Source organism: Phormidesmis priestleyi BC1401 (genome assembly GCF_001650195.1).
Taxonomy (GTDB): domain Bacteria; phylum Cyanobacteriota; class Cyanobacteriia; order Leptolyngbyales; family Leptolyngbyaceae; genus Phormidesmis_A; species Phormidesmis_A priestleyi_B.
Genome location: NZ_LXYR01000004.1, coordinates 19,525 through 45,341, shown reverse-complemented (window position 1 = coordinate 45,341; position 25,817 = coordinate 19,525). Strand labels below are relative to the sequence as shown.

The following is a 25,817-nucleotide window of genomic DNA, read 5'->3' as shown; positions in this document are numbered from 1 at the left end:
GATCGCTGATTTTAATTTTCAACTTGATAGGGAGTCTCTTGATTCATCAATCTGAGACGCTCATTGAGTTGCGATTTTTCCTGGCACTTTTGAGCGATCGCCTCCAAAACTCGTGCAGCAATTTGAGTCGCTGGCTCATCTGCTAGAGTTATGACTCGCACATCTGCCTGAGAATAGAGTGGGTGACGGTGCTCTAAGAGCATTTGCAGTTTTTCCTTAAACTTGGCGTTCTGATCTTGAAGAAGTGGACGACTGGTATCGTGCTGTAGCCGTTGATGTAATTGCTCGATCGAAACGTCAAGCCACACAACAATTCCGTGACGTAAATAGCTCCAGTTTTCGCGCGTTAAAACAATTCCGCCGCCTGTGGCAATTGCTAATCGAGTGTGATGTGACAACTGAGATAAAACCTGCGTTTCTAACTGCCGGAAGGTTTCTTCTCCAGATTCGGCAAAAATTTGAGTGATTGGCTGTCTTGCTGCTTGCTCAATCACGGTATCAGTGTCAAAAAACTGGTAGTTGAGTTGTTCTGCTAGTAAGCGCCCGATCGTGGTTTTACCAGCTCCCATCATGCCGATGAAATAAAGATTGACTCCTTTTAACAAGAGATTTTCCTAAATGAATAAGTTCTCTGTCATCACACTAGCGTTAAGTCGTCTCGCTGTGAGCAGCCTTATGAATCTGTATCTAGATTGGTTAAGAACTCTTAACAAAAGAACCATCTCATAAAGTAACGCGATGTGAGACTTTTCTGAAACATCCGAACAGATTTTACCCTCATCCTAGATCGATTCAGCAACGCCCTTGTTTGAACTGGAGCGATCGAGCTCATAAACAATTTATACGCTTGAGAAAGGCAGCTTGACATCATTAGAAAAATATGCGGACTTTTTGAGCCATTTTCTTAAGGCGATGGTAGACTCTGGTTGTTTCATAAGGTCTAAACTTTAAGAAGACACCGTTAATTTTTGTTGTGAACTGAATCGCTCCATGGTTTATAATCCCTCGTTACGTGAAGAGCCTCGTGATCAGCGAGCTGCTGTGATTCCCGTCCAGCAAGAATCCTCGATTCTCGACTGGCTCGAAAAGTCGGGTCGTCTGCTGGCTCGTGAAGTTCAAGAAGTCGAAGTGGGTGTCACCGAAGACGTTGATGACATCAATCAGTTCATTTCGGAAGACGATAACTCCTTCGATTTGGACGATGATGACGATGATTTAGATGCAGAAGACTAGAGTGAGTGGGCAATCTTTGTAGAGAAGGGAAAAGCCCCTCTTTACAAAGGCAAATAATGAGCAAACTCTTCAACTCTTTTCCGAAGAGTGTTGCTGCGGTGGTGTGGTGTAATGTGCGGAGTGAAGTGAGAATCTCGTGGACGCTAAATTATTTACAGATCGATCATTCAGTTTCTCAGGAACGCGGCTCTTTTTGTTTCTGACGATCGGACTGACTGTTGCTGCTATTGCGCTGGATGCAGTTGCAGGACGACCTTTTCATCAGGTGGCATCTCTGACTCTACCGCTCTGGGCAAGTGCGTTAGCAACGGCAGGAGTCGGGTTTTGGGCAGTGCCTTTGCTAAAAGCCTTAAAAGCAGGGCAAGTCATTCGTGAAGACGGACCGCAGTCTCATCTCAAGAAGGCAGGAACCCCGACGATGGGTGGAGCCTTTTTTGTTCCCGTCGCGGTGGCGTTTGCACTCGTCTTATCGGGGTTTTCAGCCAACGTAGTCGCTGTGTCAGCGTTGACTCTGGCTTATGCCTTGGTTGGATTCATAGATGACTGGCAAATCATTCGTTACAAATCCAATAAGGGCATTTCTCCCCGCTTAAAACTGGGGCTGCAAGTCTTCTTCGCAGTCGCGTTTTGCGTTTGGCTCTACGTCAGCCATCCCGTCAGCATTACAACGCTGGCACTTCCATTAGGCTTAACCCTTCCCCTCGGAGTCTTATTCTGGGTGCTTGCTGCCTTCACTCTGGTCGCTGAGAGCAACGCTACAAACCTAACGGACGGAATGGATGGTTTGGCGGGTGGAACGGTTGCGATCGCGCTCCTCGGTCTAGGTGCCTTAATCGGAACCAGTTCCCCTGATTTGATGATCTTCTGCGTCTCAATGAGTGGCGGCTGTTTAGGGTTCTTAGTACACAACCGCAACCCGGCTCGTGTGTTTATGGGCGACACCGGATCGTTAGCGCTAGGCGGCGGATTAGCAGCAGTCGCTCTGATCACAAACTCTCTATTCGCGCTGCTGATCTTGAGCGGGTTGTTTTTCTTAGAAACCCTGTCTGTAATTGCTCAGGTTGGCTATTATAAAGCCACAAAAGACTCGAATGGTATTGGCAAGCGATTGTTCAAAATGTCGCCTTTCCACAATCACTTAGAGTTGACAGGCTGGACAGAAACTCAAGTTGTCGGCTGGTTTTATGTGATCGCCGCCGTTCTTGCCGTTCTGGGTCTGACGATTCGTTAGTCTTTGCTGCGATTTGCCAAATTCTTAACCAGTTGACCGTTTTGCCGTAAACTTTGATAAGATTGTAAATCGTCACCCGGAGAGATGGCTGAGTGGTCGAAAGCGGCAGATTGCTAATCTGTTGATGGATTTAGGTCTATCCGAGGGTTCGAATCCCTCTCTCTCCGTTTTCAATCATTAGTAGGCGCTAGATGTCCTAAACATCTAGCGCTTTACTCTTTCACAACTAAGTTATCGACTTCCCTACTCTTTAGAGAGCAATTAGTTTAAGATGAGCCTCATTTAGACTGATGAGACGTTGAGGAATCTAGATTCAAATGACTAAATTGGCTTCAGCGAAGGGTTCAAACCCTGGTGCGGCGATCGCTCTCGCAGCAGTGACGATCGCAGTTGGGTTTTTAACGGCTGCCTGTCAAGAAGCTGCCCCTCCTACTGCTCAAGGGACGGCTTCTCCGGGTGCAGCGGCGACGGCTGCCGCTGATACAAAAGGCTTAAAGCTTGGCTCTCTGCTTCCGGCGACGGGTGATTTAGGCTCGATCGGGCAGCAAATGATCGCCACTGTGCCGCTGCTGGTAGACACCGTAAATAAGTGCGGCGGCGTAAATGGAGAACCTGTCACCCTGACTTCGGTGGATGACCAGACTGAGCCATCGGCAGGCACCGAAGGCATGACAAAACTCGCAGAAGTCGATAAAGTTGCCGGAGTCGTGGGATCGTTTGCGAGTAGTGTTTCAACGGCTGCGCTGCCGATCGCTATTCGCAACAAAGTCGTTTTAATCTCTCCAGGCAGCACCAGTCCTGTCTTCACTCAACAGGCAAAAGAAGGCAAGTTTCAAGGCTATTGGGCACGAACGGCTCCTCCAGACACCTATCAAGCACAGGCTTTGGCAAAACTAGCCATTGAGCGGGGCTTTAAAACGGCAGGAACGGTAGTCATCAATAATGACTACGGCGTTGGCTTTGAGAAAGAATTTAAGCAAGCCTTTGAGAAACTCGGCGGCACGATCACCAACAACAGCAAGCCGACGCGCTATGACCCCAAAGCCACTACGTTTACCACAGAAGCCAGTGCCGCTTTTGCTGGAAAGCCTCAAGCCGTGGCTGCGGTTCTCTACGCCGAAACGGGCGGTTTGATTGTGAAGTCAGCCTTTGAGCAAGGCGCGAGTAAAGGCACTCAACTTCTATTAACCGATGGGGTCTATTCGCCCGATTTTGTCGCAAAGGTGGGCAAAACTAGCGATGGTAAATCAATTTTAGCGGGCGCGATCGGCACCGTTCCGGGTGCAAACGGCAAAGCCCTCGACGCATTTGCCAAGCTCTGGAAGGAGAAACAAAATCGACCTCTCGCACCCTATGCGGCTCACTCTTGGGATGCGGCAGCGATCTTAGTGTTGGCTGCCCAGTCTGCAAAATCCAACACGGGAGACGGCATTAAGAGCAAGCTGCGCGAAGTCACGAATGCACCGGGCACCGAAGTCACTGACGTTTGCCAAGGATTAGACTTGCTCCGCAAAGGTCAAAAGATTAACTATCAAGGCGCAAGTGGCAATGTCGATATTGATGAAAACGGCGATGTGGTCGGTAACTACGACGTTTGGACGGTGAAAGATGACGGATCGCTAGGAGTGATTGGTAAAGTGAGTCCGCAGTAAAAAGCGAGTGATGACTGACAACATTTCATCATTCGTCAGTCATCGTTCTACCCGAAGAAGACATCAATTGATTTAACCAATTCTCGACTTGAGACTGAAGGCGGTAAGAAGATAAAGAGGCTTCGATCGTCTCCAACCCATCCATTTTGTCTAGTGCGCGGTGATAATCTGCGATCGCGTAATTCCAGTCACCTGCTAGATGATGGGTGCGCCCTCGTGCTCCATAGATGTGACCTTCTAAAACGGTTGTGTTGGCACCCGTCGAGAGAAATTGAGTCATCTGCAAGGCGTGGTCGAAATTCTCGATCGCTTGAAGATACATTTCTAATTCTCGGAAGGTCACGCCCTGATTGATCCAAGCTCGGACGTTTGTGGGATCAAGATCGATCGCAGTTTCATAATCCGCGATCGCTTCTGCCAATCGCCCTTGAGCGGCGTAGTAGTTAGCCCGGTTATTATAGGCACTCGCCGATCGAGCATCTAGCTTAATCGCGTGATTGTAGTCGCCTAAGGCGGCGGCAACCTGTCCACTTTGAAAATAGACTAAGCCTCGATTGTTGTAGTCGATCGCACTCTGAGAATTGCGCTCAATCAGCAGATTAAAGCCCTCAATGGCGGTTTGGTAGTTTCCACGACGGGCTTCGGTGAGCGATCGTTGACGCAGCAGGCGATCTTGCTCGGCGGGTTCTAGCCAAGCTGATCTTCGGCTGGTCAGAGTGTCTAGAGAACCCTTGCGATTAGGCTGTTTGCGACGATTGCAGCGTAAACTTCCCTCAGACGCATGACGAGGAACATAGGCACTTCCACTCTTGAGATAGCTGGGACGAAACGGCTGAAGAGATGAGCTGTGGCGACTTAACAAAGTATGGGCGTTCATGCAGTCCTCATTGGGCTTGTGGGTTTAAGCTTATAAACTCTCTGACCAACATTTTTCTGTCTAAGTGTTACGAATCGGTACATCTAGGGTCAGATTTTGGATTGGCTGACGTTTTTGATGGGTTGGATGTAGGTCACTTCAAGCTGAGTTATCCACATTTCTGAAAGACAGGAGCATTGAGCGATCAGCAGAGAGGCTTACCGTAAAAGGTCTTCACCGTCAGACGCAGATAGTCGGGAAACAGGTCCCAGCTTTACAAAAGCTTTGTACCCTCTTAATATCCCCTCAGAGGGAAAGGGCTAGCCTGTTGCGATCGCTCAGCTTTTGTTGAGAGAAGTCAAGCTAAAGCACAGTAGCCTCTTAGAAGTTGATAAAATGCAATCCTGTTCTGCGATCGTGCCAGCTTTAATCTGGTTTCTATAAACGGCTTATGACGACCTCATTTTCCTATCCCAATACGACCGATTTGGCTTCAGATGATTATTTGGTGGTGGGTCTAGCGACTTGCTTTATCAAAGACGATAACGAGGTTCATCAAGTCAAAATCGTTGAACCAATTCCGTCGGCGGCATTAGAAGCGATCGTGAAGGGCATCCCGACGTCTTATGAAATGGCGATCGCGACCACAATGGGCACAGTGATTGCTGGAGACACGCCTCAATTGCCTGATGGGTTTCCGATCGAGGCTCAGTTTTGCGACGATTTTGTCTACCGAGCCACCGCTGCCGCCCGAACTTATAAAGCAAAGCCAGTCGCTCAGACTCACATCTCTGTAGGCAGCAATCGCAACGATTTTAATCACTCCACTGAACGCAAGCGGGTTTTAAACTCAGAGCGCATCGTCAGAACCGAAGACAACGTGAAGCAACACGAACACACCCATAAGGTGCTGTAGAGACGTTTCGCTGAAATGTCTCCGTCTAAGTTTCAAATCAAGCATGATGCAATCTCCAAAAAATCCATCTGCTATAGAATAGTACAAAAGTACTCAAACTTCAACTATCATTCCAAACTCTTAGAGGATTCGACTCATGCTAAAGCTTTATGGTACAGGGCGCAGTCGTGCCTCGATCGTTCAGTGGTATCTCGAAGAATTAGCCATTCCCTACCAGTTCATCGTGTTGGATCTGCAAGCGGGAGATCTGTCACAGCCGACCTTTAAAGCAATTAATCCCTTTAGTAAAGTTCCGGCGATCGTCGATGGCGACTTTACTCTCTGGGAGTCGGGCGCAATTCTCATGTATCTCGCTGAGAAGTATGGCAAAGAATTTGATGTAGAGAGACGAGCCACGATCGCGCAGTGGGTTTTGTTTGCCAACTCCACGCTGGCGACGGGTGTCTTTGTCGAAGCCAACCGAGAAAAGGAAACGCCGCGCCTCATGCAACCTCTCAGCGAACTGTTTGAACGTCAGCCGTTTGTGTTGGGTGAGCAGTTCAGTGTGGCAGATGTGGCGGTGGGTTCTCTGCTGTCCTATATTCCGATGATGTTAAAGCTTGACTTGAGCAGCTATCCCGGTGTGACGAGTTACATGCAGCGCATGGCAGAGCGTCCGGCTTTTGCTAAGGCGATCGGGGGTCGCAGCTAGAATCTAGAGGTCATTTGGTTGATTGATGGAGTTAATCGGGTAAAAACTCATCGCCCACAACTTCCACCAACTCATAAGGGCACTGGTGAGGAAATGTCTCTGACGATAGCCCAGTCTCTGCTTTTGCTTGCTTGACCGCTTGGAGATAGCATTCATCAAAAATACTTTCAAGAAAAGGCTGAAGGCTAGGCGAGTCGTCGATCGCCTGGTGAATGCGTCTACGATGCTCAATCATGCTTCCTTCCCAACTGCCACTTCTGCGATCGATCTGAAATTGCCACTTGAGCAGATGAACCAACACAACAATCAGGTTGCTCTTCAGACTTCTTCGCTCACTCCTCCCCATATCCTCGATTTCCTCGACCAGATTCTCCCAGTCCACACTGGCATAGTCACGACTCCGCAGTTTTTCTAGAGTCGTCTCGATCCATCTCAGGTAATCGGTTTCATACTGGGTTTTAAGAGCAGCCTCTAGAGGAGTCATGGCAGTTTCCATTGGAGACCTCTTTATTAAAAAGCAAGATTCGTCAAAAAGGGGCAGCGTTGGCTACCCCTTTTTGACGAATAAATTTCGTTTGATATAGAACTATCTAAAACCGACGGCTGCTTGCCAAACGAAAGCCAGCAGCAAAAAGAAAACGGGAATTACAGGCAAAACATTCACCAGGGGATCAAAAATGGCGTAAGCTTCGGGCAGTTTTGCCAAGAGCAGGGCTGCTTCCATGAATCGTTTGTCTCCAACACAGAATTCATAATTGACACCCACTGTAACATGATCAGGGGTCTTAAAATCATGAGGTTGGCGCTAACCAACGAGCAAATTCTGCTTCAAACGTCCCTTTAAAGATTGCGGCTCGAATTCGTTGGGTAAAGCCCACCAATTCTGTAATGTTGTGAATCGAGAGCAAGGTATAAGCTAAAAGCTCTTGGGCGCGGAGTAAGTGACTCAAATAAGCACGAGTGAAATTTTGGCAGGTGTAGCACGAGCAAGACGAATCAAGCGGCGTAAAGTCTTCTCTAAATCTAGCGTTTTTGACATTCCAGCGATCGCCGCCCACTAAAGCAGAGCCATGACGCGCCAGCCGAGTTGGAATCACACAATCAAATAGATCAATTCCAGCCGCGATCGCTCTCACCATTTCTCGATAGGTGCCAACGCCCATCAAATAGCGCGGTTTGTCTTGCGGCAAAAGAGGAGCTGTTGCCTGCACCACTTGGTCGATAACTTCGGGCGCTTCCCCAACGCTGACTCCTCCGATCGCATAGCCCGGTAACTCTAAGTCGACCAACATTCGCACCGCTTCGGCTCGAAGATCTAAATATTCGCCGCCTTGCACGATTCCGAACAGCGCCTGATCTAATCGTCCGTGTGCCTGAATGCAGCGCTTCAACCAATCGTAGGTGCGATCGGTCGCTTTTTCAACCGCATCACGTCCCACGCCTGGCGGCGGACATTCATCAAACGCCATGATCACATCTGCCCCCAAAGCATTTTGAATCTGAATCGCTCGCTCTGGGGTCAGGTGAATCATCTGCCCATCGCGAGGAGACCGAAACGTCACCCCCTCATCGGTAATCGATCGCATCTCGCTCAAGCTAAACACCTGAAACCCGCCCGAATCGGTCAACATTGGACCCGACCAACCCATAAAGCGATGCAAGCCTCCTGCCCGTTTGACGATGTCTTCTCCGGGTTGCAGGTGAAGATGATAGGTATTTGATAGCACCATCTGCGCTCCCGTCTCTTTTAACTGAGCAGGAGTCACGGTTTTGACGTTCGCCAAAGTGCCCACAGGCATAAATCGGGGCGTTTCAACGATTCCGTGAGGGGTCGAGAAGATTCCGGCTCGTGCGTGGGTGTGACTGCAACGAGCTTGACACTGAAAAGAAAAATTACTCAAAACGGACTGAATCTCACGATCGACAGAGTTTCTATTCTAAAGGGAGGCAGCACGATAGAACCTACGATCGCTTTAGAATGCGTCATCTTCGTCAATTTGCACATCCCAATTTGCAGAAAGCACTTCGGCAACCATCGCCTCTAGTGCAGCCGCGTTGATGCTTCGACCTGGATTCTGCAACGGGTTAGAGAGCGGAATCAACCTCAGTTGACGGCTATCTTGAATCAAATCAAAATAAGTCTCCTGCTCTGGTGACTGGCTTAACTCCAGATAATCAAAGCTGCGGACATTGATATAGAGCGCATGATTAGCAATCAAGGTCGCTCTCTCAGCGTCGGCAAAAACCTCTAAGAGACACCCTTCTCCCTGGGTCGTGATCGCGCCATCTTGGGTGTGAATGTAGCGAACTCGATTCAGGTCTGTCAGCAGACGGTGCATGTCTCGTTTGTCAACGATCGTGCCTGTGTCGATGATGCAGGGGGCTGGAAGCCCTGTATTGCGGGAAGATTGGTCATGACTCATAGCTGGAAAGCCCTTGGTTTTGCTGACCCTGACTTGAGAACTCTCTATAGTCATTATGGCTGGAAAAACCGATATGCAACTTTAAACAGAGTGTGAAGAGTTTAAATTCTATGAAGTAGCAGAGGTGAAAAATGGGGTCAGTTATCAAGCGGTTCCTTCAGCAAATCACCGCAGGAGTTGCCTTCTACACTTGTATTCCGGTGCCAACTGCCTGGACTTTAGAGTTTCGCGGCATCGCCCGGATCGCCCCGCTCATCGGCTTGTTAATCGGGGGACTTTTAGGACTTTTGGATTGGGGACTGCATTGGGCAGGAATGCCGACGCTAACTCGCAGCGCGATCGTAGTCGCCGCTTGGGTCGCCATCACTGGAGGCTTGCACCTCGATGGCGCGATGGATAGCGCCGATGGATTAGCCGTGACCGACCCAACTCGTCGTCTACAAGTTATGGTTGACAGCGCAACCGGGGCATTTGGCGCAATGGCAGCAGTTGTCTTATTGCTGCTCAAAACGGCTGCTTTGAGTGAGCTACCGATCGATCGAGCCTTTCTATTGATGGCAGCCGCCAGTTGGGGGCGCTGGGGACAACTCGTGGCGATCGCTCGATTCCCTTATCTCAAACCCACGGGCAAAGGGGCATTTCACAAAGCTGCGATTCAATCTCTCTGGGAGGCGTTTCCGACTCTGTTGCTGTTGGTTGTAGTAAGTGTATTTTTTTGGCACGATCGCCCACTTCGCGCAGCAGTCGCGATCGTGGGAGGACTGGCGATCGCAATTCTCACCGGAGCCTGGTTTAATCGCAAGCTGGGCGGACAAACTGGAGATACTTACGGCGCGATCGTCGAATGGACAGAAGCTCTGTTTCTCTGTTTACTGACGGTGACTTTCCGGTAGTGGGTGCAGCGAAGCACCGCAGACCTTACAAAATTGGGCATTTGAGTCATGAGACGACAGCCCACACGCTGGACAACTAATCTGAACCTGGTCAGCCGTTTTAACCAGCCGTTTGATCAAATCTCCCAACTGCCACGGAATCAAAACCACTCCCGTGAGCAGCATCAAGACGGTTAACAGACGACCCATTTGTGAGTTTGGGGTGATGTCTCCCAGCCCAGCCGTCGTAATCGTAGAAACCGAGAAATAAACCGCATCCAAAAATGTGCCAAACTCTTGAGAATTGAGCGGATGTTCAACCTGATAGATCAAGCCTGAATAAACAAAAATAATTGAGAAGAGAGTGAAAAATATTCGGGTAAGAATAACGCTATCTTCGCTGCTGATATAACCAAAAATGGTGCCACCCTCGACGAAACGAATTAGACGGAGAATGCGAAACCAGCGAAATATTCTCAGAAACCCGATGTTTGTAGAGCCTAGCAGAAAGGGCACGATCGCCAGCAAGTCTACGATCGAGTAAAGACCCAAAAGATATTTTATTCTTTGTTCTGCAACCCAAAATCGCAGCAAATACTCGATCACAAAAATGACAAGAATTCCGTCCTCTAAGACATTTAGCTGCTGCCTCAGAGAGACTGGGATTCTGTAAGTTTCCACTACAAAAATTGCCGAGGAAACTAGAACTAATCCTGTGATAAAAAGATTAATTCCTCTCCCTAACGGAGACTCAATATCTTCTAAATAGAACGCAATCTTTTCTCGCAAAGACATAGATTTTGGATGCCAGTTCTTGAATACCTTATCGCAGCTCACCAAAATTCAATCCTCTGATTGCTTGATAGGCTCCATCATTCGCGTCACAATAGATGTAAAGTTTCATATCCGATTCTCAAAATGACCAGAGAGACGACACCCAGAATGAGTTCCCGACTCTATGACTATGATTTGGCGATCGTGGGGGGCGGTGTCGTAGGGGCAACTCTTGCCTGTGCGTTAAAAGATTCAGGCTTAACAGTCGTGTTGATTGAAGCTGAAGCCCGATCGATCGCAACTGCCAGAGGGCAAGCCTACAATATTTCTCCTCTCTCTAGTCGCATCTTTAACGGCATTGGCATTTGGAATCAGATTCGCCCTCAGCTTGAAACCTATACAAAGATTCACCTCTCAGATGCCGATTGCCCGAATGTGGTGCAGTTTGTGCCTCAAGATTTAGGTGCCCAAACGTTGGGATATGTTGCCGAGCATCAAGTTTTGATCGCCGCCCTTCAAGAGTCTCTGCGGCAAAGTTCTCATGTTACTTGGCTATGTCCTGCAACAGTGGTGAAAACTGACATTCAACCCGACGGGGCAACGCTAGAAATAGTGGCAGATGGAGAAGCCAAACAAATTTGGACTCGATTAGTCGTCGCTGCCGATGGTGCACGATCGCCGCTTCGTCAACAAGCCAAAATTCGCACTCACGGCTGGCAATATTGGCAGTCTTGCGTAGTGGCGACCATCAAACCTGAGAAATCTCACAATCACACCGCCTACGAGCGATTTTGGTCAAGCGGTCCGTTTGCCATTTTGCCGTTGACGGGCGATCGATGTCGAATTGTCTGGACGGCTCCCCGCGCTGAGGCGGACGCGATCGTAGCTCTAGACGACGATCAGTTTCTCAAAGAACTCACTCAGCGCTATGGCGATCACATGGGCAAGTTGGCACTAGAGGGCGATCGCTACGTGTTTCCAGTGCGGTTGATGCACAGCACTCGCTATGTGTTGCCTCGACTGGCGCTGATCGGCGATGCGGCTCACTGTTGCCATCCCGTTGGCGGACAGGGCATCAATATGGGCATTCGAGATGCAGCAGCTCTGGCGCAGGTTCTGCAAACTGCCCATCAGCAAGGCGAAGATATTGCCACGCTCAAAGTCCTAAAACGCTACGAACGCTGGCGCAAGTGGGAGAACCTGATTATTCTGGGCTTCACAGACCTTCTCGATCGCACCTTCTCAAATAATGTTTTTCCGATCGTATTAGTCCGTCGTCTGGGTCTGTGGGTTCTGCAAACCGTGTTGCCTGCCAAATCATTTGCTCTCAGACTGATGACGGGCTTAACCGGGCGCGTTCCTAAACTCGCTCAGAAACAAGCCTCTTTTCATCCCTAATCGCTAAAAAAAGATCATGAAACCTAAAGCCGTCGTCCTCCTCTCTGGTGGATTAGATTCTGCAACGTCAGCCGCCCAAGCGATCGCAGATGGTTTTGACATAATTGCGCTGTCATTAAACTACGGACAACGGCACGATCGAGAGTTAACTGCCGCCAAGCACGTCGCCGCCTATTTGAAGATTCAAGACCATTTTGTGATGGAGGTAAATCTGGCACAGTGGGGCGGTTCTGCTCTAACCGACCAAGCGTTAGATGTCCCTACCGATGGCACTCAGTCTGGAGGCATTCCCATCACGTATGTACCGGGGCGAAACACGGTATTTATCGCGATCGCGCTTTCTCTCGCAGAGGCAAAAGGCGCAAACGCTATTTATTTGGGCATCAACGCCATTGACTATTCGGGCTACCCCGACTGTCGCCCCGACTATCTAGACGCTTTTCAGCACCTAGCAACCCTCTCTTCAAAAGTAGGATTGGAAGGAAAAGCCCCAAAATTAGTCGCGCCTTTAGTAACAGACTCAAAAGTCGATATCGTCCGTCGGGCATTGCAGTTAGGAGTGCCGATAGAACTCACTTGGTCATGCTATCAAGGCGGCGAGACCCCTTGCGGAGTTTGTGACTCGTGTCGGATTCGCGATCGCGCCCTAATGGATGCAGGTTGCCCAGCCTTAGCGACTCCAACAGGACAAGCTTTTTACAAATCAGAACGCTCTGAGCGGAGTTGTTAAGAGATTGCTCAAGCTGTAAAGCAATTGGGTGAGTAAAAATCGAGCAATTTGTTAACAAAGCTGACTACGTTGATGATTCTCTCTGCGCTTATAAATAGATGATCTGTAGGGATGTGAAACACAATATCCCCGTAGACCCATTAAGCTAGGTTCGAGGTCTAAGTTCCCTGCTCTATGCAACTTGCTCCGCTCTATCCGCTCATCCATCGCATTCTCAAACCGAGCTTTCCTAATTGCTTGTGGACAGGAGATCAAAAGGCTCCCAAAATTGCCCTCACCTTTGATGACGGACCTTATCCTCCCTACACGTCCTCCTTGTTGAATGTGCTCGATCGCTATCAGATTCCCGCTAGTTTCTTCTGGCTAGGCATTTGCGTTGACCGATCGCCTGCCCTCGCGCAAGCCATTCACCAAAAAGGATATTGGATTGGATTGCACGGCTACGATCACCGCTCATTTGCTACTCTGTCTCCCACCCAACTCAAGCAAGACTTAGAGCGAACCAAAGACGCGATCGCAACCGCCTGTCAACGTTCATCTCCAACATTGATCGATGTTCGCCCTCCCAACGGGCTGTTTACACCCCAAACATTGCGCTTATTGAATCAATGGGGTTACCGTCCAGTCATGTGGAGCGTAATTCCAGAAGACTGGGTGCACCCCGGCGCTGCGATCGTGGTGCAACGAGTCTTAGACCAGGTTCAAAATGGCTCAATTATCGTCTTGCACGATGGATGCTATGGCGGACGAGATGTTGCGGAAACGGTCGATCGATTAGTTCCTGCACTGCTCGATCGAGGATACGAATTTGTGACCGTCAATCAGCTATGGGCAACTGTGAGGATTGACCGACGATCATCTATCTCATGAGTTGACTAATCCTAAGCTCTGGGTAGATCAAAGCTTGAGACTGTCAAATCTTGATAGCCTCATCGCAGGAGAAACAGTGGTGGCTTACAGCTTTCAAAAGCCTTAACTTGTAGTGGTCTTGGTTCAGTCGTCTCGACTGAAACCACTCTAAAGAACGCCCCATAATTCGACCTTGTTAACCCTAAATGATTAAAAAGATCATCTAACTTAATATATAGCTTAGAGCTAAGTCTTTAAATTTGGGCTAACGTAGCAATACAGAGATGTAGCAAACCGTCTGATATTCAAGTGCAATTTGGATGTGGTAGTTGAACGAGATTTAGCACTAGCTAGTCTCAGTCATCTCCGCGTCTGACTTTCAGAAGCAACCGTTCAGTTCAGACCTTTGTGTCAACTGCTAAACAGTGCTGACGCTGCCCCCAGTGATGAAAGTTCCCGACTGCTTTAGTTGCCAAAAGATATATGAGCAGACCAAATTTCGTCTTCTTTTCCTAACTTCGCAGATTAAAGCAGATAAAAAGGGTGCAACTTTTGTGAGAAAAGCTACAATCGGGAAGACATTAAAACATTCAGCAATAATGACCTGTGCGTTGGTATCTCTACCCAGTGTTGCTTTCGCACGGATGCAGCGTGCTTTGAACTTCGCATGGTCACTAACGCCTCTTTTAAATTAGAGAGTCATCTCTAGAAAGGGCGCGTTTACTAATGGCAAAAAGCCCCTGGCTTCATCTGTAACCAGATTGAACGATCTACCGTTCTCCGGTGCCTAAATTTTTTCGCTTTCACCACTTTAAGGAGCATGAGGAACACGGTATGACCCAGACCAACAACGTACTCGAAGCACTCAGTCTTGGTACCCCCTCTGATGAACCCCTTGACACTGAAGTCGAGCTTTATGACGATGATGACCAAGACGAACCGGACTCTCCGGCAGATGATGACACTACCAAAACAGGCAAGGCTCGTGCTGCCCGCCGTCGAGCACAAGCCAAGAAAAAGCACTACACCGAAGACTCGATTCGTTTGTATCTGCAAGAAATTGGTCGAATCCGTCTGCTGAGAGCCGATGAAGAAATTGAGCTAGCGCGTAAAATCGCAGACCTGCTAGAGCTAGAGCGCATTCGAGTCAGGCTGACAGAAAAGTTGAGCCGTGAGCCTCAAGACAAAGAGTGGGCAAGCGAAGTTAATATGCCGCTAACGGCGTTCCGACACCGCTTACATTTGGGTCGTCGTGCAAAAGACAAGATGGTGCAGTCTAATCTGCGTCTTGTTGTGTCGATCGCCAAAAAATATATGAACCGGGGTCTTTCCTTTCAAGACCTGATTCAGGAAGGCAGCTTAGGGTTGATTCGTGCAGCAGAAAAGTTTGACCACGAAAAAGGCTATAAGTTCTCGACCTATGCGACCTGGTGGATTCGTCAGGCAATCACTAGAGCGATCGCTGACCAATCACGCACGATTCGCCTTCCGGTTCACTTATACGAGACCATTTCTCGGATTAAAAAGACTACCAAACTGCTCTCTCAGGAAATGGGTCGCAAACCTACAGAAGAAGAGATTGCTACTCGGATGGAGATGACGATCGAGAAGCTACGCTTTATCGCAAAGTCCGCTCAATTACCGATTTCGTTAGAGACCCCGATCGGAAAGGAAGAAGATTCCCGTTTAGGTGACTTTATTGAGTCAGACGGCGAAACCCCTGAAGATCAAGTCTCCAAAAACCTTCTTAGGGAAGACCTCGAAGGCGTTTTAGCTACCCTCAGCCCTCGCGAGAAAGATGTGTTAAGACTGCGCTATGGCTTAGATGATGGTCGAATGAAAACCTTGGAAGAGATTGGACAAATCTTTAACGTTACTCGTGAAAGGATTCGTCAGATCGAAGCAAAGGCGCTTCGTAAACTGCGTCATCCTAACCGCAACAGCGTTTTGAAAGAATACATTCGGTGATCCAAATTATTTGACAGGTGGAGCGTAGACAACATGCTCCTAAGATAGATTTGAAGAGGCTCAGAGGTAAAACTCTGAGTCTTTTTATAGTTGCCTTCAATCAGGAACGACAAAAGTACGGACACCTAGTGAGGTGCCCGCCAGATTAGCTTTCAAGGTTAACCAAAACTTAAGAAGCAGCAATTACAGTAGACCTAAGAAGCGCAGTGTGCCTTCACCAGAAAAATATTCGGTCGCGAGTGCAGCAACAAACCCAATCATGGCAAAGCGACCATTCCATAGCTCGGCTTGAGGAGTAAAACCAAACTTCCAAGCGTTGCGGTCTTCAGAAGCGACAGGAGTCGTTATTTTTTTTGTGTCTTGCATGGTGGGTACTCTGGAGTGCATTAGCTGTTCACAATGTAACCTAATATTACGTTTAATGTCAAAGTATTAAGTGGGACAAAATCTTTCTTCTTTATAAGCAAAGTTTATGAGACCGGACTTTTGGTACCGAAACTAAACCCTACGCCAGAAATATGGGGCTATGATGGGAACTATTGATTGATATTTGTTAAAAATTATCAATGATTGTTTCCCCGTCTGGTTTGTCAAAGTTTAAAGAATCGCTGACTGAGAAAGTGTTTTTCGGTCAAAAACCTTCGGCAGAGTTGATTGCAATCTTGCTGGTCTACTTTGTACAAGGAGTTTTAGGATTGGCACGGTTAGCCGTTAGCTTTTTCTTGAAGGATGAGTTAGGGCTGAGTCCGGCGGAGGTATCTGCTCTGCTGGGAATCGTGGCACTGCCCTGGATGATTAAGCCGCTATTTGGCTTCATTTCTGATGGGTTGCCGATCTTCGGCTATCGGCGACGACCTTATCTGGTTCTTGCAGGAGTCTTAGGTGCGTTGTCCTGGGTCATGTTGGCTACGATCGTGCACAGCCCTTGGGCAGCAACCCTGACGATCGCGCTGGGTTCTCTGTCGATTGCGGTCAGCGATGTCATTGTCGATTCGCTGGTGGTAGAGCGGGCGCGGTCAGAATCTGTCAGTGGGGCAGGATCACTGCAAGCTCTCTGCTGGGGCGCGTCTGCGGTCGGCGGATTGGTGACAGCCTATCTCAGTGGCTGGCTGCTGACAAAATTTGATACTCGGACAGTATTTGAAATTACGGCATTCTTTCCGTTGATTATGTCTGCGGTGGCGTGGCTGATTGCCGAATCTCCAGTGACCGAAAAGTCGGACTGGTCGATCGTGCGAACTCAGATGGGGCAATTAAAGCAAGCCATTACCCAAAAAGCGATCTGGATGCCCACCGCTTTTTTGTTCCTTTGGCAAGCAACGCCCACGGCAGAATCTGCTTTTTTCTACTTCTCGACCAATGAACTGGGGTTTGAGCCTGAGTTTCTAGGGCGAGTGCGGCTTGTAACTAGCGTTGCAGCGCTGGTCGGCATCTGGATCTATCAAAGATTTCTCAAAACCGTGCCGTTTCGGGTGATTTGTGGATGGTCGATCGTGCTCTCGTCTGCTTTGGGCATGACGATGTTGCTGCTGGTTACTCACGCCAATCGAGCGATCGGAATCGACGATCGCTGGTTCAGCTTAGGTGACAGTTTAGTGCTAACCGTGATGGGTCAAATCGCGTTCATGCCCGTTTTGGTATTGGCTGCACGGCTTTGTCCACCCGGAGTCGAAGCGACGTTATTTGCACTGCTGATGTCAGTTGTCAACTTGGCTGGGTTAGTATCTTACGAATCTGGGGCAGTGTTGACTCATTTGCTAGGAGTGAACGAAACCAATTTTGATAAATTGTGGCTACTCGTACTAATCACAAACCTCAGCACACTGCTGCCTCTCATCTTTCTGGGCTGGCTACCTGGAGCCTCCGAAGCACTTCCAGAACAGAAGTCTTCAATCCTGACTGTAGAGACTGATTCGACTGCTAAACCTTTGGGGCTTTTACCAGACTTAGTTACAGATGTAGCAGACACTTAATCTGTTCAATTTTGTGACTTAAAGAAACAGTACGTCTGTTTAACACTTTCAACTCACAGTAGACAGCCAAAAATTAACGCTCTGAATCACAAGTAGTTATGCAAAGTTTTCAGCTTGGTGAACACGCGTCTACGGTTCCAATTACGCCCTACAACACGCAGGAGTGGCAAAAAGGATATCGCTCTCTCAATCAAGAATATGATTACTGGATTGATGAAGTAGAAGGACAAATTCCACCAGAATTAAGCGGCACTCTATTTCGGAATGGACCAGGACTTTTGGATATAAACGGACAGCGAATTCAACATCCGTTTGATGGAGATGGAATGGTGTGCGCGATCGCCATTAAAGATGGACGGGCACATTTTCGCAATCGCTTTGTCCGCACTGAAGGATATGTTGCAGAACAGAAAGCGGGACGCATTCTCTATCGAGGCGTGTTTGGGACGCAAAAGTCGGGAGGCTGGCTAGCAAACGCTTTTGATACCAAAATTAAAAATATTGCAAATACCCAAATCCTTTACTGGGGTGGAAAGCTACTTGCCCTTTGGGAAGCGGCGGAGCCTCATCGCCTCGACCCACGAACGTTAGAGACATTAGGGCAAGAATATTTTGACGGAGCCTTGCAGCCTGGTGCCCCGTTTGCAGCCCATCCTTGGATTGATCCGGCTTCTCAGTTTGATGGCGGTGCGCCGTGTTTAGTCAACTTCTCGATCAAAGCAGGATTGTCTTTTACGATCAATATCTACGAGTTAGATTTGGCAGGAAAGATTGTCCGTCAGCACAACCATCCGGTGCCGGGGTTTGCTTTCATTCACGACTTCGCGATTACGCCCAACTATTGCATCTTTTTTCAGAATCCCGTCGCATTTAACCCAGTGCCGTTTTTGATGGGAACCCGATCGCCCGGTGAATGCATCAAGTTTCAGCCCGACAAGCCAACGCGTGTGATTGTGATTCCTCGTGATGCTGCGTCCCGCCCCAAGCCGATCATTCTCGAAACTCAGTCGGGATTTGTCTTTCACCATGCCAACGCGTATGAGCAAGACGGCGAGATTGTGATGGACTCGATTTGCTACGAGAATTTGCCCTCTGTCGAATCGGGCGCTGACTATCGCGAAACTGATTTTAATGCTCTCACCCCTGGTCAGTTATGGCGGTTTCGCATAAATCTAGAGACGAAGGCGATCGAGCGTCAGTTAATTGAGCCTCGCTGCTGTGAGTTTCCCTTTATTCATCCTGCGTTGGCGGGGCGAAAGCATCGCTATATCTACGTGGGAGCCGCTCACACCCTCGAAGGAAATGCTCCGCTTCAGGCGATTTTAAAGGTCGATGTCGAGTCGGGCGATCGTCAGATTTGGAGCGATGCACCCAATGGCTATGTAGGCGAACCTGTGTTTGTGCCTCGTGCGGCGAGTGAGTCAGGACTCTACACCAAAGTTGAAGGCGATGAAGACGATGGCTGGCTGTTTACGATGGTGTATGACAGTGAGCACGATCGCACCGATGTTGTCATTCTAGATGCCAAAGATTTAGAGAAAGGCGCGATCGCTCGTCTCCATCTAAAACATCACGTCCCTTATGGGCTGCATGGTAGCTTTACACCGCATTACTTTGAGTCGTAGATTGAGCGAAGACGGGATTTTGCTACTTGATCGACAGAGCAACCTTAAGGGCTTGATCTAGAATTTCGGTTGCTTTCGATCGATTTGCAACCCGGTCTTTTGCGATGTATTGAGCAGCGATCGCAGTCAACGCTTGACTCTTGTATTGCTTGTTTTGCGTTGCTTGGGCAACTTGTAGCGCTTGCTCAAACTGTCCTTGTTGAGCAAACGATCGAGCGAAGGCAGGCATCAACCAGTCTAAATAAGCAGGATTATTGGAAAGCGGTTTTACAGACTTTGCAACTCTCAGTGCCTGCTCTGGTTTTCCTGCCTCAGCGTAAGCAAGCGCAACGTCAGGCAAAACACCTTGAACGTCCTCTCGTTGGGCAATTTTCAGCGCTTGGTCATATTGCTTGTTTGCTAGGTAATATCTGACTATTTCAGTTAGGATCAAGTTTTTTGCCGTTGAGAGCGATCGAGCTAATTTCACTGCCTGATCGACATCCCCAGACTCAACGTAGTGCATCGCGATCGCTTGAAAGACTTGCTCACGATCAACCCGCGTTTTAATTCGATTTGCCAACTCACGGGCGGTCTGAAGCTGTCCGTTTTTGACATATCCGACGCGACTTGTGCAAACGCATTATTGAGAAATGGAGACGGTTTTAATGCCTGTGCTGTTGATTGTGCAGTCGCTAAAATCGCCTTGGCTTGGCTAGCTTGTCCCACGGCTGCATATTGAATTGCGGCTTGGCTTAACAAATAGACTTTCTCTGCTGGAAACTGGGTTGATCGGAGCGCTCGAATTTCAGGTAGAACTTGATTGAACAGCGCGATCGCTTGCGGTTTTTGTCCATTCACAATGAGCAAGTCTGTTATTTGAAGCGTTTGTGTAACATTCCAAGCCGTATCTTCTGATTGGGTTTTTGGATTGGTGCGGATGCTGTCGAGAACTTGCTTGGTTGCTGAAGACAAAAATTCTGATTGTCCTGTGCTTTGGAGTGCAAAGGCAATTGCCATCAAAGTTTGCCGACGACTTCGGAGATCTGGATTGCGTTGAGCAACCGTGAGCGCTTTGTCTATAATCTGCTTGGCTCGATCGGGCTTTTGATCGTCTTTATAAGATTTAGCGATTCTCACCATCGCGATCGGGGTAAACCAATTATCACCTCTCTGGGTAATTTGCAGCGCAAAATCGTAGTAACCCGCTTCCGCATAGTCAACCGCTCTGTTGAGCAATGATTCTTCTGGTGAAGTCGCGCTGAGGGCGCAGTTGGCGATCGTTTGAGCATGAGCAATTTGGAATGCTCTCGTGAGAAGTTGTTGACCTTTTTCGGACTGACCTGCCAGGATATAACCGTTTGCAACTCGCATCAAAGGCGCAGCTTTATAACAATCGTTTTGCATTCCTTCGGTGAGAGATAGCGCTTGGTCTAAAACTTTTGCAGCCCCAGAACGATTCACTGCGGCGTATTGAAAGGCAATTTCGGCGACGAAAGGAGCTTGGGCATCGGTCTTTTCTTGGCTAAATCCTGGCTTGCTTGAACCTGAAATAGCCAGCATCACGATCGCTAACAATGTGCCTCGTCTGATCCCTAGCGCCATGTCTCTTTCCTCAAGTTGAACGTGCCGTCATAATTGGGATGACGCAAAATCAAGCGATAGGTTCAGGCTAGATATCAAGATTTACTCAAGCTTTGTGGATACTATTGAGCAAGCCGCCCTGTTGATGCGGCTCTGGCTTGTTCTCAATCGTCAAAGTAGATCTTTTCAGTGCCCAAAATCTGATGATCGTCGTGCCCTTTGCCCGCGATTAGCACACCATCTCCGGCTTTGTCTTGCAGATGATCCAGAGGTGGAAGCAGAAGTGGATGAACTGTGGAACTTCGTGCGATGCTACAGGGTCATTGGACTATTTATCAATCGAGTGGCGTTTGGACTCATGATCTAGACCTCAACAACACGTCTAAGACACGATCAGGAAACGGAAGTTCAATCTTTCCTGCTGACTTAGCTTGAACTACGATCGGGATCAGCAACCGAGTCAGCTCTGCCGAATATCGCTTGTTGAAGCAGTCGAGATACTAAGGTTGATTCGTTAAACAGTGGAGCATAGGGTATCCAGCGCAAGCAATTAAACTAAGGCTCCCCCTGCCAGTCTAGCTAACAGGGGGAGCACAAAACGATCAATCTACGCAGTCAACCGCACACCGGAAATCGGCGGCGGGTTGCCTAGCAATTGCTCAGGCGTTAACGTCGTGAAGCTGTAGCTCTGCCAATCGTTGGTCACGAACTTAAACTTTCCACCGCCAACGCCGCCATTGTTGCTCCAGTCAGACGCAAAAGGAGCGTCCACAGAGCGCCAGTAGTCAGCCCCACCACTCGCGATGTAGCGGGCTTGAGGACGATCGTCTGAACCGTTCGCGTTGTCCAGGATCAGCCGACCCTGGAAGACTGAGTACACCCCAGCAATATCGGTAGGGTTCATCGTCGCACGTTGTCCCGGCCAGAAGTGGAAGTTAAATCCGTTCCCGGCTATAACGCTGATACCGCCGCCGTTACTGGATTCATCTTTAGTGGTGACCCCAGTTACAACGTTGTTACCGAAGTCAGAGTTGAACGCCCCGCCTTGAATGCCAGAAAGCTGAGTCTGTGTCCACTGCATAGTGGACTTACTGAGAATCCACAATTGGTCATTGCGGAGTTGAACGCGGGTATTGGGGGCTTGCTCAGGGCGGAATCCCTTGGCAGCGTAAAGTTGCCCCCAAGCCGTGACCGCATTCCAGTCAGTGCGCGGTTTGTTGCCCCAAGCCGGTTGAGCCGCCGAGTTATACCAGGAGTAATAGCTAGGAACTCCATCAGGATAGGCCTCGTTCGGGCTGTTGGGGATGGAATCGTAAGGAGCTAAGTCAACTGGGATAGTAGGAACAGGCGGAGTCTGAATTCCACCAATAGCAGCAGCAGGAACGAAATCAGTCACCCCATCAGGACGCGTCCACCGGAGAGTGGAGATAGCATCCCCACCGCTCTCGTAGTACTCCATCTTCACGTTGTACTTCTGCCCTGCCTGAAGAACGATCGTGCCGCTATTGTCTGTGCCCGCGTGATCTGTCCAGTTATTGACCAACTGCTGACCATTGACCCAAAGCCTTACGCCATCATCAGAGGTGGTAGTGAAGGTATAGCTACCTGTCGTCGTGGCTTGGATCTGCCCAGTCCATCGGGCAGAGAAATTATCGTTTGCTACCTTCGCGTCAGGGGAACGCGATCCCCAGTTGAAGTTGATGAACTGATCGTTTCTGCTCAGCAGAAGGCTACCAGGGTCAAGGGTTTTTCCCTGAAAGTATTGAGCTTGGAACGCTGTCGAAAGTTCAGTGGCAACGGCAGCGGCAGGAGTAGAAGCAGCAGCAGGAACGAAATCAGTCACCCCATCAGGGCGCGTCCACCGGAGAGTGGAGATAGCATCCCCACCGCTCTCGTAGTACTCCATCTTCACGTTGTACTTCTGCCCTGCCTGAAGAACGATCGTGCCGCTATTGTCTGTGCCCGCGTGATCTGTCCAGTTATTGACCAACTGCTGACCATTGACCCACAACCTTACGCCATCGTCAGAGGTGGTAGTGAAGGTATAGCTACCTGTCGTCGTGGCTTGGATCTGCCCAGTCCATCGGGCAGAGAAATTATCGTTTGCTACCTTCGCGTCAGGGGAACGCGATCCCCAGTTGAAGTTGATGAACTGATCGTTTCTGCTCAGCAGAAGGCTACCGGGGTCAAGGGTTTTTCCCTGAAAGTATTGAGCTTGGAACGCTGTCGAAAGTTCAGTGGGCATAAAAAAGGGGCAAGTTTACAGAAGCGATCCCGTCAAAACTCAGTCAAGAATAGGCACAGGAGAAGTAGCCAACAAGAACGACACAGACGGCTCTGTGTTTTGTGCAGCACAACTCTGAGCCACTTCTGCGAGTCCAAAGTTACGCCCTGATTATACACAAAAAATTCGATGCGTTATGTATAATTAGGGTATAGTACAAAATCAAAAGATTAAAATGAGCTTTTATTTCGCTAAGGATGCAAAATTTGGTCATGTTCCAGACGTGTTGTTATTGCTTAAAAAATCTGCTGAGGTAAAGGGTTGCCCTAACTCATTCGGTTAACCGTGTGGTTTTAGAGCCAGTTCACTGCCCGAAGTGCGATGGCATTGATGTGATCAAACACGGCACGGCGGCAGGGAAGCTGCGCTATCGGTGCCAGAAGTCCGACTGCAACCGAAGCACATTTATCCGAGCAGTGACACTGCCTACTCACCGGAGGTAAAGCAACAAACCAATGAGATGGCGATTAAAGGAAGTGGTATCCGAGATACGGCACGCGTGCTAATCTTCAGCACGCGTGCCGTGATGGAAACCTCAAAAAAGGTTCAGCGTTAGAGTCGGTGAATGCAGCGGTATTAACAGAGCTAGAACCAACGCACACCGTCTCCGGCTTTGTCTTGCAGATGATCCAGAGGTGGAAGCAGAAGTGGATGAACTGTGGAGCTTCCTGCGTTCAAAGGATCAACAACGCTGGTTGGGGTGGACAGTGGACCATGCTATGGGTGAAGTATTGACGGATGGATTAGTAGACCATCAGAACGAAGCGTTGATTGCGTTAAAGCGCTGTTGGAGCCATTCGGAATTATGCAATTCTACAGCGATGGTTGGGGAGCTACAGAACGACACATCCCACCTGTATTTCACACGGCTGGAAAACGCACCACTCAGAAGATTGAGCGAAACCATTTAACGTTGCGAACGCGGATTAAGCGATTGGCTCGCAAAACGATTTGTTTTTCTAAATCGATCGTGATGCCTAATCTAGAGATAGCGCTTGGTCTAAAATGACGGCACCAGAACGATTCACCGCGGCGTATTGAAAGGCAACTTCAGCGACGAAAAGAGCTTGGGCATCGGTCTTGTCTCTGCTTAATCCTGGCTTGCTTGAACCTGAAATAGCCAGCATCACGATCGCCAACAATAGTCCCGGTTTAATCCCGCGCATCATGTCTTTCTCCTCAATTTTTAAGCAGTCGCCATAACTGGAATGACGCAGGATTAAATAATTAGTCGAGTCTAGACCCAAACTTTACTCAAAATTCATACCTGCCATTTAGCAAATCGTTCGGTCAAGGCGGCTCTGGCTTGCTCTCGATCGTCAAAGTGAATCTTCTCGGTGCCCAAAATCTGATAATCTTCGTGCCCTTTGCCCACGATTAGCACTCCGTCTCCAGGTTTGGCTTGCAAAATTGCAGTGCGAATGGCGGTGGCTCGATCGCTCAACACAAGAGCCTGTACAGAATCGTGTATTCCCTCAACGACATCCGCTAAAATTTGGGCTGGGTCTTCAGTTCGAGGATTGTCGGAGGTGACGATAACTTGATCTGCCAACGTCGCAGCAATGTTGCCCATCTTGGGACGCTTTGTACGATCGCGATCGCCACCACACCCAAACACACAGATCATCTGCCCCAGAATAAAGGGTCTTGCCGCTTTGAGCATATTCTCTAAACTATCGGGCGTGTGGGCATAGTCTACGATCACGCTGATGTCTTGGTCGGGCTTGACCTGCACTTGCTCCATGCGTCCGGGCACTCCTGTAAATTCTGGGAGCGCATTGACCATTGACTTTAAGTTTAATCCTAAATGCAATCCTGCTCCGATCGCTGCCAGCATATTTGCTAAATTAAACTGCCCGACGAGCGGCGATCGAAATGCCATGTCTCCTTGTGGAGTGTGCAGCATTCCGCTCACATTGTCTGCACCATAGATTAGATCACTCGTCCATAAATCTGCTTTTTGCTGCGTGCTGTAGCTCCACACCTGTTGCGGGTTGAGTTGCTGAATTAATTGCTGTCCGTAGGGATCATCCAGATTAATGATGGCTCGACCTTTGAGATAATCGGCGTTGAACAACAGCGCTTTTGCCTGAAAGTAGTCTTCCATGTCTTTGTGAAAGTCTAGATGGTCTTGCGTCAAGTTCGTAAACACGGACACCTCAAAGGGACAACCCATCACACGACCCTGTGCCAACGCATGAGAACTGACTTCCATTACGCCCACTTCAGCGCCTGCGGCGATCGCGTCTGCAAGTTGACGCTGTAAATCAATGGCAAACGGCGTAGTGTGAAGGGCGACTTGCTGAAAGCCTTGCCAACGAGTGTAGAGCGTTCCAAATAGCGCGGTGGGTCGCTGACTTTTTTCTAACAAAAACTCGATCAGGTGAGTCGTCGTGGTTTTGCCATTGGTTCCGGTCACGCCAACCAAGCTGAGTTTCTCACCCGGAGATTCGTAGAACGCAGATGCGATCGCGGCACACGCCTGACTCATATCCGTTGCTGAAATCACGAGGGGCGGTGTTTGAGAGTTGGATATTAATGCCCTCGCTTTAGCAGCCGCTTGAGGAGAGACGATCGCCGCAATTGCTCCTGCCGCGATCGCGCTTTGCCAAAAGTCTCCCCCGTCTACACGGGTTCCGGGCATCCCGATAAATAAGTCTCCTGGCTGACACGCGAGAGAGTTTGTTGTCAACCCTTTGACCTCTGCGCTTAAAGCGGGATGATCGGCGAACGGCTCAATGCCAGAAATCGTTGACAACAAATCGTTTAGCTGCATTCG

Annotated in this window: 29 protein-coding genes and 1 tRNA gene; 17 read left to right on the top strand and 13 right to left on the bottom strand. The window is 49.0% G+C overall.

Features of this window, described 5'->3' with window-relative positions; genetic code table 11:
* Window positions 1-11: 11 nt before the first annotated feature.
* Window positions 12-605, bottom strand: a complete 594-nt coding sequence (locus tag A8707_RS03585; protein ID WP_068815189.1) for a shikimate kinase — start codon at window positions 603-605, stop codon at window positions 12-14.
* Window positions 606-990: 385 nt separating this feature from the next.
* Here A8707_RS03585 and A8707_RS03580 point away from each other — a divergent pair, with 385 nt between their 5' ends.
* From A8707_RS03580 to A8707_RS03565, 4 genes are all read left to right on the top strand, one after another.
* The gene (locus tag A8707_RS03580; RefSeq protein WP_068815188.1) at window positions 991-1,233 is read left to right on the top strand and encodes a DUF3134 domain-containing protein; all 243 of its coding nucleotides are present in this window, start codon (window positions 991-993) and stop codon (window positions 1,231-1,233) included.
* Window positions 1,234-1,369: 136 nt separating this feature from the next.
* On the top strand, window positions 1,370-2,464 hold the full coding sequence (gene mraY / locus A8707_RS03575; protein WP_068815187.1) for a phospho-N-acetylmuramoyl-pentapeptide-transferase: 1,095 nt from the start codon (window positions 1,370-1,372) through the stop codon (window positions 2,462-2,464).
* A 78-nt stretch (window positions 2,465-2,542) separates the two neighbouring features.
* Window positions 2,543-2,631: transfer RNA gene (locus A8707_RS03570), tRNA-Ser, on the top strand.
* Window positions 2,632-2,781: 150 nt separating this feature from the next.
* A complete protein-coding gene (locus A8707_RS03565) occupies window positions 2,782-4,116 on the top strand; it encodes an ABC transporter substrate-binding protein (protein ID WP_068815185.1) in 1,335 nt (444 codons plus the stop codon).
* A 28-nt stretch (window positions 4,117-4,144) separates the two neighbouring features.
* On the opposite strand, the gene A8707_RS03560 is transcribed toward A8707_RS03565, so the two are convergent.
* On the bottom strand, window positions 4,145-4,993 hold the full coding sequence (locus tag A8707_RS03560) for a tetratricopeptide repeat protein (RefSeq protein ID WP_068815183.1): 849 nt from the start codon (window positions 4,991-4,993) through the stop codon (window positions 4,145-4,147).
* A gap of 430 nt (window positions 4,994-5,423) precedes the next feature.
* Here A8707_RS03560 and A8707_RS03555 point away from each other — a divergent pair, with 430 nt between their 5' ends.
* Together A8707_RS03555 and A8707_RS03550 are read left to right on the top strand one after the other, a co-directional pair.
* Window positions 5,424-5,888 carry a hypothetical protein gene (locus tag A8707_RS03555; protein ID WP_068815181.1) on the top strand — a complete coding sequence of 155 codons (465 nt, stop codon included), beginning with the start codon at window positions 5,424-5,426 and terminating at the stop codon, window positions 5,886-5,888.
* 136 nt (window positions 5,889-6,024) lie between these two features.
* A complete protein-coding gene (locus A8707_RS03550) occupies window positions 6,025-6,579 on the top strand; it encodes a glutathione S-transferase family protein (RefSeq protein ID WP_068815180.1) in 555 nt (184 codons plus the stop codon).
* 31 nt (window positions 6,580-6,610) lie between these two features.
* Here the strand turns inward: A8707_RS03550 and A8707_RS03545 are convergent, their stop codons facing one another.
* The 4 genes from A8707_RS03545 to A8707_RS03530 form a co-directional block, all read right to left on the bottom strand.
* Entirely contained in the window at window positions 6,611-7,075 is a 465-nt protein-coding gene (locus A8707_RS03545; protein ID WP_156518342.1) for a DUF29 domain-containing protein, read from the bottom strand.
* A 90-nt stretch (window positions 7,076-7,165) separates the two neighbouring features.
* Entirely contained in the window at window positions 7,166-7,303 is a 138-nt protein-coding gene (locus A8707_RS03540; protein ID WP_068815178.1) for a photosystem II reaction center protein K, read from the bottom strand.
* Between the two features lie 67 nt (window positions 7,304-7,370).
* Window positions 7,371-8,480, bottom strand: a complete 1,110-nt coding sequence (gene tgt, locus A8707_RS03535) for a tRNA guanosine(34) transglycosylase Tgt (RefSeq protein ID WP_082906208.1) — start codon at window positions 8,478-8,480, stop codon at window positions 7,371-7,373.
* A 72-nt stretch (window positions 8,481-8,552) separates the two neighbouring features.
* Window positions 8,553-9,056 (bottom strand): hypothetical protein, encoded by a 504-nt coding sequence (locus A8707_RS03530; protein WP_231947915.1) that lies wholly within the window; start codon window positions 9,054-9,056, stop codon window positions 8,553-8,555.
* Window positions 9,057-9,133: 77 nt separating this feature from the next.
* On the opposite strand from A8707_RS03530, the gene cobS reads away from it, so the two are divergent.
* Window positions 9,134-9,895 carry an adenosylcobinamide-GDP ribazoletransferase gene (gene cobS, locus A8707_RS03525; RefSeq protein WP_068815173.1) on the top strand — a complete coding sequence of 254 codons (762 nt, stop codon included), beginning with the start codon at window positions 9,134-9,136 and terminating at the stop codon, window positions 9,893-9,895.
* Here cobS and A8707_RS03520 read toward each other — a convergent pair.
* Window positions 9,872-10,669: an ion transporter gene (locus tag A8707_RS03520; protein WP_068815172.1), complete on the bottom strand. Its 798-nt coding sequence runs from the start codon at window positions 10,667-10,669 to the stop codon at window positions 9,872-9,874. The genes cobS and A8707_RS03520 overlap by 24 nt on opposite strands.
* A gap of 123 nt (window positions 10,670-10,792) precedes the next feature.
* Between A8707_RS03520 and A8707_RS03515 the strand changes: the two genes are divergently transcribed.
* From A8707_RS03515 to rpoD, 4 genes are all read left to right on the top strand, one after another.
* Window positions 10,793-12,046 (top strand): FAD-dependent hydroxylase, encoded by a 1,254-nt coding sequence (locus A8707_RS03515; RefSeq protein WP_068815171.1) that lies wholly within the window; start codon window positions 10,793-10,795, stop codon window positions 12,044-12,046.
* A 16-nt stretch (window positions 12,047-12,062) separates the two neighbouring features.
* The gene (gene queC / locus A8707_RS03510) at window positions 12,063-12,776 is read left to right on the top strand and encodes a 7-cyano-7-deazaguanine synthase QueC (protein ID WP_068815170.1); all 714 of its coding nucleotides are present in this window, start codon (window positions 12,063-12,065) and stop codon (window positions 12,774-12,776) included.
* Window positions 12,777-12,950: 174 nt separating this feature from the next.
* Window positions 12,951-13,646 (top strand): polysaccharide deacetylase family protein, encoded by a 696-nt coding sequence (locus tag A8707_RS03505; RefSeq protein WP_068815168.1) that lies wholly within the window; start codon window positions 12,951-12,953, stop codon window positions 13,644-13,646.
* A gap of 813 nt (window positions 13,647-14,459) precedes the next feature.
* Window positions 14,460-15,593 (top strand): RNA polymerase sigma factor RpoD, encoded by a 1,134-nt coding sequence (gene rpoD, locus A8707_RS03495; RefSeq protein WP_068815166.1) that lies wholly within the window; start codon window positions 14,460-14,462, stop codon window positions 15,591-15,593.
* Between the two features lie 183 nt (window positions 15,594-15,776).
* Here rpoD and A8707_RS03490 read toward each other — a convergent pair whose 3' ends face one another.
* Window positions 15,777-15,959 (bottom strand): chlorophyll a/b-binding protein, encoded by a 183-nt coding sequence (locus tag A8707_RS03490; RefSeq protein WP_068815164.1) that lies wholly within the window; start codon window positions 15,957-15,959, stop codon window positions 15,777-15,779.
* A gap of 200 nt (window positions 15,960-16,159) precedes the next feature.
* Here A8707_RS03490 and A8707_RS03485 point away from each other — a divergent pair, with 200 nt between their 5' ends.
* Both A8707_RS03485 and A8707_RS03480 read left to right on the top strand, forming a co-directional pair.
* The gene (locus tag A8707_RS03485) at window positions 16,160-17,566 is read left to right on the top strand and encodes a folate/biopterin family MFS transporter (protein WP_068815162.1); all 1,407 of its coding nucleotides are present in this window, start codon (window positions 16,160-16,162) and stop codon (window positions 17,564-17,566) included.
* Between the two features lie 98 nt (window positions 17,567-17,664).
* Complete coding sequence (locus A8707_RS03480) at window positions 17,665-19,191, top strand: carotenoid oxygenase family protein (RefSeq protein WP_068815160.1); 1,527 nt, start codon at window positions 17,665-17,667, stop codon at window positions 19,189-19,191.
* A gap of 22 nt (window positions 19,192-19,213) precedes the next feature.
* Here the strand turns inward: A8707_RS03480 and A8707_RS03475 are convergent, their stop codons facing one another.
* Together A8707_RS03475 and A8707_RS03470 are read right to left on the bottom strand one after the other, a co-directional pair.
* Window positions 19,214-19,696 carry a tetratricopeptide repeat protein gene (locus A8707_RS03475; RefSeq protein WP_068815158.1) on the bottom strand — a complete coding sequence of 161 codons (483 nt, stop codon included), beginning with the start codon at window positions 19,694-19,696 and terminating at the stop codon, window positions 19,214-19,216.
* Complete coding sequence (locus tag A8707_RS03470; RefSeq protein ID WP_068815157.1) at window positions 19,657-20,775, bottom strand: hypothetical protein; 1,119 nt, start codon at window positions 20,773-20,775, stop codon at window positions 19,657-19,659. The genes A8707_RS03475 and A8707_RS03470 overlap by 40 nt, the downstream gene beginning before the upstream one ends.
* A 94-nt stretch (window positions 20,776-20,869) precedes the next feature.
* On the opposite strand from A8707_RS03470, the gene A8707_RS03465 reads away from it, so the two are divergent.
* Window positions 20,870-21,121, top strand: coding sequence for a hypothetical protein (locus tag A8707_RS03465; protein ID WP_068815156.1), 252 nt, complete (start codon window positions 20,870-20,872; stop codon window positions 21,119-21,121).
* Between the two features lie 240 nt (window positions 21,122-21,361).
* Here A8707_RS03465 and A8707_RS03460 read toward each other — a convergent pair whose 3' ends face one another.
* Window positions 21,362-22,999 carry a PA14 domain-containing protein gene (locus tag A8707_RS03460; RefSeq protein ID WP_068815153.1) on the bottom strand — a complete coding sequence of 546 codons (1,638 nt, stop codon included), beginning with the start codon at window positions 22,997-22,999 and terminating at the stop codon, window positions 21,362-21,364.
* 326 nt (window positions 23,000-23,325) lie between these two features.
* On the opposite strand from A8707_RS03460, the gene A8707_RS30840 reads away from it, so the two are divergent.
* From A8707_RS30840 to A8707_RS30830, 3 genes are all read left to right on the top strand, one after another.
* A complete protein-coding gene (locus tag A8707_RS30840; protein ID WP_156518340.1) occupies window positions 23,326-23,481 on the top strand; it encodes an IS1/IS1595 family N-terminal zinc-binding domain-containing protein in 156 nt (51 codons plus the stop codon).
* Window positions 23,482-23,498: 17 nt separating this feature from the next.
* Window positions 23,499-23,594 carry a hypothetical protein gene (locus A8707_RS30835; protein ID WP_197484602.1) on the top strand — a complete coding sequence of 32 codons (96 nt, stop codon included), beginning with the start codon at window positions 23,499-23,501 and terminating at the stop codon, window positions 23,592-23,594.
* A gap of 249 nt (window positions 23,595-23,843) precedes the next feature.
* The gene (locus tag A8707_RS30830) at window positions 23,844-24,047 is read left to right on the top strand and encodes an IS1 family transposase (protein ID WP_082906206.1); all 204 of its coding nucleotides are present in this window, start codon (window positions 23,844-23,846) and stop codon (window positions 24,045-24,047) included.
* Here the strand turns inward: A8707_RS30830 and A8707_RS03445 are convergent.
* Entirely contained in the window at window positions 24,016-24,207 is a 192-nt protein-coding gene (locus tag A8707_RS03445; protein WP_068815151.1) for a hypothetical protein, read from the bottom strand. The two genes, A8707_RS30830 and A8707_RS03445, sit on opposite strands and share 32 nt — an antisense overlap.
* Window positions 24,208-24,299: 92 nt before the next feature.
* A complete protein-coding gene (locus A8707_RS03440) occupies window positions 24,300-25,814 on the bottom strand; it encodes a UDP-N-acetylmuramoyl-L-alanyl-D-glutamate--2,6-diaminopimelate ligase (RefSeq protein ID WP_068815149.1) in 1,515 nt (504 codons plus the stop codon).
* Window positions 25,815-25,817 lie beyond the last annotated feature (3 nt).